The 13381-nt window shown below is 42.7% G+C and carries 14 protein-coding genes; 10 read left to right on the forward strand and 4 right to left on the reverse strand.

Annotation, left to right across the window (positions count from 1 at the left end; translation table 11 throughout):
* Positions 1-112 precede the first annotated feature (112 nt).
* The 3 genes from ychF to VY86_RS20680 all read left to right on the forward strand — a co-directional run bounded on the left by ychF (position 113) and on the right by VY86_RS20680 (position 3652).
* Positions 113-1204, forward strand: a complete 1092-nt coding sequence (gene ychF / locus VY86_RS20670) for a redox-regulated ATPase YchF (protein ID WP_046976378.1) — start codon at positions 113-115, stop codon at positions 1202-1204.
* 701 nt (positions 1205-1905) lie between these two features.
* Entirely contained in the window at positions 1906-2712 is an 807-nt protein-coding gene (locus VY86_RS20675; RefSeq protein WP_046976379.1) for a hypothetical protein, read from the forward strand.
* 124 nt (positions 2713-2836) lie between these two features.
* On the forward strand, positions 2837-3652 hold the full coding sequence (locus VY86_RS20680; protein WP_158020000.1) for a hypothetical protein: 816 nt from the start codon (positions 2837-2839) through the stop codon (positions 3650-3652).
* A gap of 144 nt (positions 3653-3796) precedes the next feature.
* Here the strand turns inward: VY86_RS20680 and vapC are convergent, their stop codons facing one another.
* The 3 genes from vapC to VY86_RS20695 all read right to left on the reverse strand — a co-directional run bounded on the left by vapC (position 3797) and on the right by VY86_RS20695 (position 5997).
* Positions 3797-4198 (reverse strand): type II toxin-antitoxin system tRNA(fMet)-specific endonuclease VapC, encoded by a 402-nt coding sequence (vapC, locus tag VY86_RS20685; RefSeq protein WP_046976380.1) that lies wholly within the window; start codon positions 4196-4198, stop codon positions 3797-3799.
* Complete coding sequence (gene vapB, locus VY86_RS20690) at positions 4198-4428, reverse strand: type II toxin-antitoxin system VapB family antitoxin (RefSeq protein ID WP_046976381.1); 231 nt, start codon at positions 4426-4428, stop codon at positions 4198-4200. The genes vapC and vapB overlap by 1 nt, the downstream gene beginning before the upstream one ends.
* Positions 4429-4575: 147 nt before the next feature.
* A complete protein-coding gene (locus VY86_RS20695; protein WP_046976382.1) occupies positions 4576-5997 on the reverse strand; it encodes an aminotransferase-like domain-containing protein in 1422 nt (473 codons plus the stop codon).
* Between the two features lie 131 nt (positions 5998-6128).
* Here VY86_RS20695 and VY86_RS20700 point away from each other — a divergent pair, with 131 nt between their 5' ends.
* The 7 genes from VY86_RS20700 to VY86_RS20725 all read left to right on the forward strand — a co-directional run bounded on the left by VY86_RS20700 (position 6129) and on the right by VY86_RS20725 (position 11686).
* The gene (locus tag VY86_RS20700; protein ID WP_046976383.1) at positions 6129-7466 is read left to right on the forward strand and encodes a cytochrome ubiquinol oxidase subunit I; all 1338 of its coding nucleotides are present in this window, start codon (positions 6129-6131) and stop codon (positions 7464-7466) included.
* A complete protein-coding gene (gene cydB / locus VY86_RS20705; protein WP_046976384.1) occupies positions 7456-8463 on the forward strand; it encodes a cytochrome d ubiquinol oxidase subunit II in 1008 nt (335 codons plus the stop codon). Before VY86_RS20700 ends, cydB begins: the two co-directional genes overlap by 11 nt.
* Positions 8444-8602 (forward strand): DUF2474 domain-containing protein, encoded by a 159-nt coding sequence (locus VY86_RS23770; protein WP_071881058.1) that lies wholly within the window; start codon positions 8444-8446, stop codon positions 8600-8602. The genes cydB and VY86_RS23770 overlap by 20 nt, the downstream gene beginning before the upstream one ends.
* A gap of 208 nt (positions 8603-8810) precedes the next feature.
* The gene (locus tag VY86_RS20710; RefSeq protein ID WP_238591516.1) at positions 8811-9899 is read left to right on the forward strand and encodes a histidine kinase; all 1089 of its coding nucleotides are present in this window, start codon (positions 8811-8813) and stop codon (positions 9897-9899) included.
* Between the two features lie 138 nt (positions 9900-10037).
* The gene (locus tag VY86_RS20715; RefSeq protein ID WP_046976386.1) at positions 10038-10874 is read left to right on the forward strand and encodes a siderophore-interacting protein; all 837 of its coding nucleotides are present in this window, start codon (positions 10038-10040) and stop codon (positions 10872-10874) included.
* A 276-nt stretch (positions 10875-11150) separates the two neighbouring features.
* On the forward strand, positions 11151-11402 hold the full coding sequence (locus tag VY86_RS20720; protein ID WP_046976387.1) for a type II toxin-antitoxin system Phd/YefM family antitoxin: 252 nt from the start codon (positions 11151-11153) through the stop codon (positions 11400-11402).
* Positions 11399-11686, forward strand: coding sequence for a type II toxin-antitoxin system RelE family toxin (locus tag VY86_RS20725; RefSeq protein ID WP_046976388.1), 288 nt, complete (start codon positions 11399-11401; stop codon positions 11684-11686). Before VY86_RS20720 ends, VY86_RS20725 begins: the two co-directional genes overlap by 4 nt.
* On the opposite strand, the gene VY86_RS20730 is transcribed toward VY86_RS20725, so the two are convergent.
* A complete protein-coding gene (locus VY86_RS20730; RefSeq protein WP_046976389.1) occupies positions 11683-13284 on the reverse strand; it encodes an APC family permease in 1602 nt (533 codons plus the stop codon). The two genes, VY86_RS20725 and VY86_RS20730, sit on opposite strands and share 4 nt — an antisense overlap.
* Positions 13285-13381: the final 97 nt, after the last annotated feature.

Consider the following 13381-nt stretch of genomic DNA (forward strand, 5'->3'; position numbering starts at 1 on the left):
TTGCGGGATCGTGATAGCTCGCCATTCCGTGTATAATGGCGCCAATTTTTTCTGATTCATCACAAAGGCTACTCCAGCCTTTTGATTTATAAGTAATTTAAGGTGAAAATTTATGGGATTCAAATGCGGTATCGTTGGCTTGCCTAACGTCGGGAAATCAACATTATTCAATGCGCTGACCAAAGCAGGTATCGAAGCAGCAAACTTCCCGTTCTGCACCATTGAACCAAATACCGGTGTAGTACCGATGCCCGATCCACGGCTTGAGCAACTGGCGCAAATTGTAAAACCTCAACGTATCCTGCCTACCACAATGGAATTCGTCGATATTGCCGGTCTGGTGAAAGGCGCATCAAAAGGTGAAGGTCTGGGCAACCAGTTTCTGACTAATATTCGTGAAACGGAAGCTATCGGCCATGTTGTACGTTGCTTCGTCAACGACAATATCATTCACGTTTCCGGTCAGGTTGACCCTGCCGCTGATATTGAGATCATCAATACAGAACTGGCCCTTTCCGATCTGGACACTTGTGAGCGAGCCATTCATCGTGTCCAGAAAAAAGCCAAAGGTGGCGATAAAGATGCCAAAGCCGAACTGGAAGCGCTGGAAAAATGCCTGCCGCATCTGGAACAAGCCGGTATGCTGCGGGCATTGGATCTCAGTGCCGAAGAGAAAGCCGCTATCCGCTACTTGAGTTTCCTGACGCTGAAACCCACGATGTACATTGCTAACGTCAACGAAGATGGTTTCGAAAACAATCCTCATCTGGATATTGTTCGTGCAATCGCAGAAAAAGAGGGATCGGTTGTCGTACCTGTTTGTGCTGCGGTAGAAGCCGATATCGCAGAGCTGGAAGATGATGAACGTGAAGAGTTTATGGCTGAACTTGGTCTGGAAGAGCCCGGTTTAAACCGCGTTATCCGGGCTGGCTATCAGTTACTGAATCTGCAAACTTACTTCACCGCCGGCGTGAAAGAAGTCCGGGCATGGACAATCCCTGTAGGCGCAACTGCACCGCAAGCTGCCGGTAAGATCCACACTGACTTTGAAAAAGGCTTTATCCGTGCGCAAACTATCGCTTTTGCAGATTTCATCACTTATAAAGGCGAACAAGGCGCAAAAGAGGCCGGAAAAATGCGTTCAGAAGGTAAGGAGTATATCGTTAAAGATGGCGATGTGATGAATTTCTTGTTTAATGTCTAAATTATTACTCATGTCCCGTGACGTCGCATGGTGTTTCAGAGGCTGAATAAATCACTTAAAATCCACGCGGTTGCGTGGATTTTTGTTTTCAATTTTCGATTCGCCCACCTTTCACCGGCAGGCCAGTGTTATAATCCTTCTTTCACGGATATCAGTGTTGGCTGACTGTCTGGTTTACCTCCGACTTTCCCTTGATTAATATAAGTTCTTAAAATTTCGTTATTACCGCTATTCTACCTTTCGTCTATAATAACAATAAAACAAGATGAATCAAACGACAAAAACATTTCAACCAAGAAGTTAATATAATCAATAACAATCCTTACTTGTAATTATTCATTTCAAATAAATATAAACAAAAAACAAATCAACATATAATTGATAATAAAATGAATTATTAGCAGATATAAATACATTATCAAACTGTATAATAAAGGGTTATTTTTATAAAATACCCTAAAAGCAAATTTTATGATAATAAACTTTACATATTGTATTTTTAAACTATTATGGAAATATCATAGATGCAATTTCTATCAATTGACATAGATATTACCAGCTTTCAGAAAATATATTTATCACACAAAATAAAACCATATCTTATTGATCTAAAATAAATTATATTTCCTGAAGACAGAATTAACCTGAATTAAAAATAAACATTCAATAGTTAATTATATAAATTTATAAGGAAAATAATCATGAAGAATATATTCACCAGCTCTGACTATGAATTTAAAAAAGCTCAAGAGTGGCTGGGGTATATTAAACAAGGAAAACTAAGATACCTGAAAACACAGGAATATCCCGATAACATTTTTTCTCCTTCCCCGGAACCTGAAAATCTTTCTGACGTGCAAAGCCCAGCCAGTATAGCAGCAACAAATGAATACTCAATATTTACAAAGAAATCTGCTACATCATATAAATACCCGGTAAGCGTCACTGAAGGTTTGCAAACTATCATCAACTTATGCCGGATAGCTTCAGGCTATGATCCTTTAAAACCAGAAGGTAATGGCAATGCGAAAAAGTTCATTGCATTCACAAAAGAAATAGCGAATGTTCCATTTCTCTCTTTACTGTGGGCAGACTCCAGTATTGTGACTCAACAAAGCCATGATACCGATATCCTAATCGATTCTTTTGTTCAAGCCTTTAGAGGACTATCTCCTCAGGATAAAATTACAATCAAAATCTATCTAAAAGCGTTGGCTAATACCGCTTTATCATATGCTGATGAGAAAGAAAGACAATCCAATTTCGTACAATACGTTCTTACTAAATCCCCAAATGGCGCTTCACTTATATTGTATTCCTCTGTGTTAACAATAAAGAAAGTGAATAATAAAAGTACTATAAAATTCACATCCAGATATAAATTTTCACAGGCAGAATATAATCTCAGTCAAGCATCATGGGAAAATGTAAAACCGGCATTCGAGAAAGAAAAGAAAATATCAATCGAATATTTAATTGACTGTATGACAACCAGACTAAAAACATAAATTAAAATGTTTTTATAAACAGATTATAGGCATTGTTGCAAATAGGATTCAATATCGTTCCCTATTTTCAACAGTATTTTAACATTCAATATCTAGTTTAATAAATCTATAAAGGACAGAAATCATGGAAAATATCTTAAGCAATCCTGATTACGCAGTAAAAAAAGCCCAAGAATGGATGGAACATATTGAGAAAGGAGGAACAAGGTTGCTGAAAGATTGGCAACGCTCAGATAACATTTTCACAGATATTTCCGATCTTGAAGATTATTCCAAAGTACAAAGTCCAGCTAACGCCGCAGCTACAGAAAATTATGCACTACTTGCAAAACAGTCCGCCACATCATATAAATATCCGGTAAGCGTTACCGAAGGCCTGCAAACTATAGTGAATATATGTCGTGCAGTTTCAGATTATAATGCGTTAGATCCTGAAGGCAAAGGTAATAAAGAACACTTCTTTGCATTTACAAAAGAATTATCGGGTGTACCGATCCTTTCCTTAATATCAAAAAGCGTACAAAATGTTGTTCAAAAAAGCCGTAATATGGATGTTTTGATCAACTCTTTCCTAGAAAGCTTCCACGGTTTAACTTATCTGGAGAGAGACCAGATGAGAATCCCCTTGAGGCAATTGGCTCTCGCGGCATTATCCTATGCGGGTAAGAAGCAGACTCGATCTAATTTCGTACAAAACGTGCTGGCCACATCGTCAAGAGGTGTATCATGCTTCTTATATTGGTCTGAGTTTTCAATAATCGCTTTAGAAGATAATAAAGGCACTATCGAATTTCAATCTACTTACCTTCTACCACAAGCAGAATATCAACTGAGTTACGAAGCATGGAGAAACGCGCGGCCCGCATTCGAGAAAGCACAGAAGGAAACATTGGAAGATTGGATTAACAATATGACAACCCGGAAGAAAGAAAAGAAATAGAGTAAGGGCACTTTGTATAGAATAAGTTGATATGGTGAAATAACTGATAAAATGGTGTCCGCAAATTCATCGTGGACACCATAATGAATATCTCCGATGTAAAACACTTCGTTAAAAAAAGTAATAAATACAGTAATTACCCCCTTAGTTGGCCCAGTTCTCCACGCGAAGACCAGAAACTCGCTCAAATTCACGCACATTGTTGGTAACGATAATCAGTCCTTGACTTCTAGCATGTCCTGCTATCTGGTTGTCATAAGCCCCAATGCGCAAACCGTTCCGCTCAAGCTCTGCAATGACTTGGCCAGAGTGCATAGCAGCCCTATTATCGAAATTCAACACTTCCAACCTGGCAGCGAATTCCTCAATTACCTTCATATTAGCCTCTGGATTTCCTGATTTCTCCGCCCCTTTCACCAGTTCCATTAATGTCACCGTGCTGATACACAATTGGCCGTGATGACGCAGAAAAGCTTCACGCACCTTCTGGGGCCGGTTCTTGAGAGTGTAGATACAGATACAAGTATCAAGCATGTATTTCAGCATCAGAGCCCCTCACGCTCTTGCACTGGCGGCTGTTCACGTTCTGCCATGAAATCGGCAGTCACACCTGGACCATCAAACCAGCTGTTCCAAGACTCACCCGCTGGTGTAATGATACGAGTACGACCCACAGCAACCACATCAACGCGTTTCACTTCTTCCGGCAGGGCTACAGCTTTGGGAAGTCTGACTGCTTGAGAACGGTTACTTTTAAATACTGTTGTTTGCTCCATAAGATTCTCCTCCACAGGGATATGCTTCTTATATATCCCATAATAAGCACCAAGAAGAATATGTCAAAGGGATATACCTGATTTTTCCTATTTAAGCACTCTATATCTAAATTTCACCTTAGCCATCCGGCCAATACGTTATAGTTATTACCCACATTCAACCAATAAAGTATGACAAAGATGACCTAAAGTCTGCATAGCACGTTCCATTTCCTCATTCCAATCAAAAGAGACATTAAGACGAAAGGCATGGTTAAACTGTTGGCTGGTACAAAACATGCTGCCAGGCGCAATACTGATCCTTTCCGCTAATGCCAGTTGATAAAGCCGCTCGGCACTGAACAGCGGCTCAAATTCCAGCCAGAGGAAATACCCGCCTTTCGGGCGATTCACTTTCACTGACGCAGGCATATAGTCACCAATCGCCCGTAGCATTTGGTGTTGACGTTGCTCCAATACACGGCGAAGACGGCGTAAATGTTTATCGTATCCCCCTTCAGCAAGATAATCGGCAATAGCCAGTTGCGTCGGTATGCTGGCAGAAACAGTACTCATCATTTGCAGCTGCTGGATTTTTTTTGCGTGCTTTCCGGCCGCGACCCAACCTACTCGGAATCCCGGCGCCAGGCATTTAGAAAACGAAGAGCAATGCATAAAGTTGCTCTCACTGTCCAAAACTTTCGCCGGTACAGGCCGTTGCTGATCGAAATAGAGTTCACCATATACATCATCTTCAATCAGCACCACTTGGTTACTGTTAAGGATATTCACCAATCGTGATTTATTGTCGGCAGACATCGTTCCGCCTAATGGATTCTGGAAGTGAGTCATTAACCAGCAAGCTTTTACCGGATATTTTTGCAGCACCTCCTCCAACGCATCTAAATCAATACCGTGTTGCGGATCGGTTTTTATTGCCACCGCTTTTAAGCGTAAACGCTCAATTGCCTGCAAAGCCCCATAGAAAGCCGGCGATTCAATGACCACCCAATCACCCGGTTCAGTCACTGACTGCAAACTGAAACTCAATGATTCCATCGCCCCGGCGGTAATCACAATTTCATCAGGAGAAACATGAATACCATGCATCGCGTAGCGGCGCGATATGTTACGGCGTAACTTATCGTTACCCGGTGGTAAGTTGGCTAAAGAGCTGTGCGGCGCTATTCGCCTGGCGACTGCCGCTAACGCTTTGGTAAGTTTAGGCTGAATCAATAAGGATGGATCCGGGAATGCTGAACCAAAAGGAATAATCGAAGGATCTTTGCACGCTTGTAATACATCAAAAATAGAAGCACTTATTTCCACGCTTTCGCTCAGATGTAATCGCTTTCCCCCTTTCGCCGCCGCAAATGGTTGTAAACGCTTGGTGACATAATAACCAGATTGAGGCCGGGAAATGATCCATCCCTGACTTTCCAATAACTGATACGACTGAACAACTGTCATCAAACTCAAACCCGATAATTTCACTGACTCTCTCAAAGAAGGTAGTCTATCTCCTACCAGCCAGGTACCATCTTCAATATGTTGCAGAATTTGCTTGGCAAATTGTTCATAACGCTTCATAAGTTCAGACCTCCGTGAAAACTGTTATAGTCAATATACAGAAAACTGTCACTATTATAGTTATTTTTTTCATGTTCTACTTACCCACACACATTTCCTGCCTTTGTTCAAACTAAAAATAAGAGGTCACTATGTTTGGCTTAAGTGCTCTGGAACTGGCCAGAATTCAGTTCGCTTTTACTGTCTCCTTTCACATTATCTTTCCAGCAATCACGATTGGGCTGGCAAGTTTTTTAGCGGCACTGGAAGGATTATGGCTGAAAACCCGTCATAGCGATTACAAAGAGTTATATCACTTCTGGTCGAAAATTTTTGCAGTTAACTTCGGCATGGGAGTGGTTTCCGGCCTGGTTATGGCTTATCAGTTCGGCACCAACTGGAGTTTTTTCTCCGAGTTTGCCGGTTCGATCACCGGCCCCTTGCTGACTTACGAAGTGCTGACCGCGTTCTTTCTTGAAGCGGGCTTTCTTGGTGTGATGTTATTTGGCTGGAACCGAGTGGGTGAAAAGTTACATTTTTTCGCTACCTGTATGGTTGCGCTAGGTACTCTGATATCCACCTTTTGGATACTGGCTTCCAATAGCTGGATGCAAACCCCACAGGGCCATGAAATTATCAATAATCAGGTCGTCCCCGTCGACTGGCTGGCAGTTATATTTAATCCCTCCTTTCCATACCGTCTGGCTCACATGTGTACTGCGGCATTCCTTGCCTCAGCATTCTTTGTTGCAGCTTCAGCGGCATGGCATTTATTAAAAGGCAATGACTCGACAGCAATGAAAAAAATGCTATCCATGTCGATGTGGATGATCCTGATTATTGCTCCTTTGCAGGCGTTGATTGGTGATGCTCACGGTCTTAACACACTCAAGCATCAACCCGCCAAAATCGCGGCAATGGAAGGCCATTGGGAAAATCGTCCCGGCGAAGCAACTCCGCTGATCCTGTTTGGTATTCCTGATATGGAACGGGAAGAGACGCGTTATGCCGTGGAGATTCCTTATCTCGCCAGTCTGATTTTGACGCACAGCATCGATAAGCAGGTTCCTGCTCTTAAAGAGTTTCCACCGGAAGACAGACCAAACGCCCTGATGGTTTTCTGGTCATTCAGAGTGATGGTCGGCCTGGGTATGCTGATGATAATTGCCGGCTGCTGGGGACTCTGGCTACGCTATAAGCAACAGCTTTACCAATCAAAACCCTTCCTGCGTTTTATGTTCTTGATGGCGCCTTCCGGCCTGATCGCCATTCTTGCCGGCTGGTTTACCACAGAAATAGGCCGTCAACCGTGGGTGGTTTATGGTCTGTTACGTACCAAAGACGCTGTATCCGCACATGGTGAGATACATATGAGCATCAGCCTGTTGCTGTTTATCGTGGTTTATAGCTCGGTATTTGGTGTGGGTTACGCCTATATGATGAAACTTATCCGCAAAGGTCCCAAAAAGGAGTTCAAAAATGGGTATTGATCTGCCGTTAATCTGGTTCATCATCATTGTGTTCAGCACCATGATGTACATTGTCATGGATGGTTTTGATCTTGGGATTGGACTGCTCTATCCCACAATTAAAAGCGACAGCGACCGTGATTTAATGATGAACAGTGTCGCCCCCGTCTGGGATGGTAACGAAACCTGGCTGGTACTTGGAGGTGCAGGTTTATTCGGTGCTTTTCCTCTGGCTTATGCCGTTATACTTGATGCACTGACGATCCCCTTGACATTAATGTTATTTGGCCTGATATTCCGTGGCGTCGCCTTTGAGTTTCGTTTCAAATCCGCGCCTGAACATCGTCATATCTGGGATAAAGCCTTTATCGGTGGTTCTGTGATTGCCACGTTCGTTCAGGGGGTTGTGGTCGGCGCCTTTATTCAGGGGTTCCCTGTTGAAAACCGGGCTTATGCAGGTGGCTATTTTGACTGGTTCTCACCTTTCCCGCTGTTCTGTGGCTTTGGGCTTGTCGTTGCTTACGCCCTGTTAGGCTGCGGCTGGCTGATTATGAAAACCGAAGGCCATCTGCAACAGGCGATGTACCGTGTAGCCCGCCCACTCATTCTTCTGATGCTGGCTGTCATTATGATTATCAGTTTGTGGACACCATTAATCCATCCGGCAATTGCAGAACGTTGGTTCAGTTTACCTAATTTATTGTTCTTCCTTCCTGTTCCACTGTTAGTGGCATGGTCGGGCTGGAAATTATTGCGTTCTATCAAACGCAAAACCCATTACACACCGTTTCTGTTAGCGCTGTTGCTGGTTTTCCTTGGCTACAGTGGATTGGGTATCAGTATCTGGCCGAACCTGATCCCACCGGCTATCAGCTATGAAGCAGCCGCAGCACCACCACAAAGTTTAGGTTTTATGCTGGTCGGCGCCCTGCTGATCATCCCAGTGATCCTGGTTTATACCTATTGGAGCTACTACGTTTTCCGGGGGAAAGTGAACCATGAACAAGGCTACCACTGATCAAAACATCCAACGCCCTTCCGTATGGAAACGGATAGGCTGGATGGCAGTAATCTGGCTTTGCGGTGTGATGGCTCTTTTTGCTGTCTCCACACTATTTCGCCTTCTGATGACAGCAGCAGGCATGAAATTAAAGTAATTGTTAACACTATTTAATAAATTGAGCTAAAGTTTTCATCAGTATTGCAGAACGGAATCTTAACCTGATGAAAACAAGTTCAAATAACTCTCTCTTCACAAACCAAAAGTTGTTTGTAATCAACTCTATTATAAATTTATTTTTACTTTTTATACTGTTATTGATCAATAAACCGTCTATTCAAGATTTAATTCTACCGTTGCTGATAATGTTAAGCATTACAAATGTATATTTCCTGATAAAAGTAGTGCATAACTCTGTTCCTGTCAAAGAATGGCAACATTCAAGATACAAAGCAGAGATTAACGCACTGAAACAAAAAAATGGCTATTTGGATTTCCTCTGTCAAAGCCATTTCAAACTACAAAACTGTAAACTTCTTCCTGAAAAGCTACAGGAGATTTTTTCTCATCTCAATCGCCTGATCCCTTTCTGTGAAGCCAAAATCATCTTTTATCCATCGCAACAAGAATATTTCTTCCGCAATCCCCACCAGTGCCCCTATTTCGATATGCCTCTGATTATGAGGTGGAATCTGAATGATAATATTGATAACTATGGGACACTCTGGATAAAAACACACAGAAATAGTGACTTGACCCCCGATGAAAAAAGCCTGGTTCAGAATGTGGTTGCCTTAATGACGAATAAACTGTTACGGGAAAACCAAATCCAGTGCCACCATCAGAGTATTTTGGCAGCAGAAAGAGCAGCTATTTCCCGTGAACTCCACGACTCAATTGCCCAATCGCTCTCTTTCCTTAAGATTCAGGTTAATTGCCTGTATATCGGTAGTGATAACTTATCCAAGCAAAGTTTAACTTCGCTCAATATGATTAAGGATGAATTGAATATCGCTTACCGCCAGCTAAGAGAATTATTGGCAACCTTCAGGAACGAACAGCCTCAATGTAATCTGCAAGAATCTTTACAGATGTTGGTTAATGAGTTTAACCATCGTCTGGGCTTCAATATTGAATTCAATTACCGTCTGACACATCAGCACATCCCTGACAGTTACTGTAAACATTTAATACAAATCGTCCGGGAGTGTTTAAACAATTGCTACAAGCATTCCAATGCAAACTGGATCAGTATTCGTATTTATCCTATTGATGACAAAATCATTACTGTTGTCAGTGACAATGGCCGGGGCATCAATCTAAATGCAATTGATAAAAACAGATTTGGACTGGCTATTATACAAGATAGAGTCACGCTCATCGGTGGACAATTACAGATAAAAAACCGTAAAAATGGTGGTACAGAAATAGAAATTCAATTATCACTGGATTGAAAAAGACAGATAAATCAAATTACTGGCATCAGCGCAACTTATTGAATGATAATGATTAGCATTTGTGTTAATTACTGTTACACTGCATTTTGCTTTATCAGATCATTACCTTCGATAAATTTTCCAGAGGAATTTTACGTGGCTAATAAAACAATTGAAGAGAAAAATATTTACCGCCCTGCACCACCGAGGCTTGTTCAGGTAAAAAAAATTTTCGACGTAACCCCCAATATGCGCAGCATTACTTTCGAAAGTGAAAACCTGGACACTTATCCCACTGAATGCGAAGGTGGGCTGGTAAAAATATTCTTACCTCTTCCGGGACAAATCAAACCGATCTTACCCACTCTATCCCCAGAAGGCCCAATATGGCCGGCAAAAGAGCTACGCCCGGTTACCCGTGCTTACACCGTTCGGGCTCTGCGTTCCGAACAAAAAGAGATCGATATTGAGTTCGCACTGCATGACCATGGCGGTCCAGCGGTGGAATTTGCTCACAGAGCCAAAATCGGTGACTGGATCGGTATCACTAACCCCGGAGGTCCTGATCCATTACTGCCAAAAGTCAGCAATTATTATATGGCTGGTGACTCAAGTTCCCTGCCTGCAATTGCGGCGCTATTGGAAACAATAAAACCAGACGCTGCCGGACAGGTGATTATTCGTATCGAAAGTGAACAGGATATTCAGGAGTTGAAAAAACCGGCGGGAATAACAATCCACTGGATTACCGGCGGGGTTGAAGTGACCGACAAGATGGTATCCACGTTCAAATCCTGGTCATTACCAACAGAAGATGTCACTTTCTGGCTTGCCGGTGAAGATAAGATGGTAAAAGCGCTTCGTCGCTATGTTCGCCGTGAAAAAGGTTATGAACGCCACCAGTTATATGCCATCCCTTACTGGAGACATGGCTTTAATGAGGAAGGTTATCACGAGCTGCGCCATGAAGTGATGGATAGCTTTGCGCTATGATTAGTGCATAATTTCGGCCAGTCATAATAGGTAAAGGATCACGCCGGGAGATTTTTTCAGGAATCTTGACGGTGTGATCTATATCACAAGAATGATCTACAACCATTGGGATAGGGACATTATAAATTAAAAGAAAGATATTCATCTGCCAGCTGTGCAGCACCGAAACCAACCAAATGCCGGTTAAAGTTAAAGCCGGAAAAGCGGAAAGAACTTGTTAACAGGTCTTTTGTTGCCTATAGTGAGACTTGTTAACAAGTCTTATTGTGAGGATATATGGCAAACATTATTCTAAGCGACACAAGCGCAAGTGTTAGTGAATTAAAGAAAAATCCAATGGCTACTGTAAAGGCGGGCGATGGTTATCCCGTCGCTATCCTGAACCGCAATCAGCCGGCCTTTTACTGTGTTCCAGCTGAATTATACGAAAAACTGCTTGATGCCCTGGACGATCAGGAGTTATCGCGCCTTGTCAAAGAGCGCCAACATCAGCCATTAGTGGACGTAGATCTGGATAAGTACTTATGAGTTACCGTGTGAAGTTCAGAGCGGAAGCGGCGAAAGAATGGGAAAAACTAGATAGGGCAATACAACAGCAGTTCGCAAAAAAACTTAAAAAATGCTGTGATAACCCGCACATACCATCAGCAAAACTTCGGGCAATGCCTAACTGTTATAAAATAAAGTTGCGCACTTCGGGTTTCCGTCTGGTGTATGAAGTTATTGATGACTGTCTTATCATTGCCGTTGTTGCCGTGGGTAAACGCGAACGGAGTGATGTTTATCATCTTGCCAGCGAACGCCTGCGCTAATCCTCATCCTCCGTTGGTAAAATAGCGTTGGGCAGAGCGCTAAAGGTTCCCCAATAAAAGGCAATCAAAGACATCACTGCCACTGCAACGATATCCCAGGGCGCAGGAATCATGCCTTTCCCGCCAAATGTGCCTAAATAGGACAGAATGATCATGGCACTGTAGAAACCGATCAGCCACAAGGCAGAGGTTATCTGTTGGCGCAGGCTCACTTTGCCCACAGGGACTCTGTTTTTGAATAACAAGTAGATGAAGAACAAGACAATTTGTAATCCGAGCAGCCAGGAAACGGTTTTCCAACCAGACCAGTAAACAATGAAGGCGGAAACAATAAAAGAGAGCGGGCCAATGATGACAAACCCTTTAACATAAAAGGGACGTTTCATCTCTTTGGCATTACGGCGTAAGGCAGAGGCCGTTACTGGCGCTAACGCGTAGCTCAGGATTAACGCCGCTGAAACAACACTGATAAGTTTTTCCCATGAAGGAAAAGGTAATGTCCAAAAAATAGAAAGAATAAACGTCAACCAGAGTGCAGGACGTGGTATCCCCGATTTTTCATCGATATGGGTAAACACGTTAAATAACGTTCCACTTTTTGCCCAGCCATAGATAACGCGCGGAGTCGCATTCATATAAATATTCCCAGTGCCGCTTGGGGAGATCACTGCATCACATACCACCAAAAAAGCGAGCCATCCCGCCCCGAGTATTAAAGCTATATCGCGAAACGGCAGTGAAAAATATTGTCCAATTTGGTTCCAGCCGCCAAAGAGTAGATCAGAGGGTATCCCGCCAAGAAAAGCTAACTGTAATAAAACATAAATAACCGTAGACAGTAGAATAGACAGAATAAGAGCAATAGGGATGGTTTTTTGGGGTTTTTCCACTTCACCGGCGACAGAAATAATTGGCGTCAAGCCAAGATAAGCAAAGATAATACCTCCTGCTGAAACCGCGGCTTCAACACCAGAGATCCCAAACGGGGAGAATCCATGAACTTGCAGATTACTCGGATTGAAATAATTAAAAAGGATAGCAATAACGAGCAGCGGAACGATGAATTTGAAGATACTAATAATATTGTTGAATTTCGCAAAGGTTTTCACGCTGTTGTAATTAAGGTAAAAGAAAAATGCTAATAAAATAAATTGAACCAGCCAGCCTGCCAGAGTCGGATCACCAGAACCAAGCTGACTGAGAAAAGGGAACCACGCAGCCGCATATTGCCGGGCAGCGACAACTTCAATGGCGATAAGGCTGGAAAACGCAATTAAGGTGATAGAACCCATTAAATATCCCATGAGTTCACCATGAGAAAACATCGGATAACGGATAATGCCACCTGATTTCGGCAGAGCTGCGCCCAATTCACAATACACAATGCCGAGTAAGAGCACAGCGATACCACCAATCACCCAGGAAAAAATCCCTGCTGGCCCGGCAATAACAGACACATGACTGGCGGCAAATAACCAGCCAGAGCCAAAAATAGCACCTAACCCGATGAAAGTTAAATCCGTAAGTGTTAACTGTTTCTTAAATTTTCCCTGCCCTGAATTGGATTTTGGCAGTGGAGATTCTTCGTATGGCGCCATAATTATTCGCTCTTTTCTGTTTCTTATTTGATATATGCCAGCAGGGTAATTTCTCGTGACAGTGGCGCAATGTGCATAACTAGCAGCAATGCAAGTA

Origin of the sequence: Photorhabdus thracensis, assembly GCF_001010285.1 — a bacterium.
Lineage (GTDB): Bacteria > Pseudomonadota > Gammaproteobacteria > Enterobacterales > Enterobacteriaceae > Photorhabdus > Photorhabdus temperata.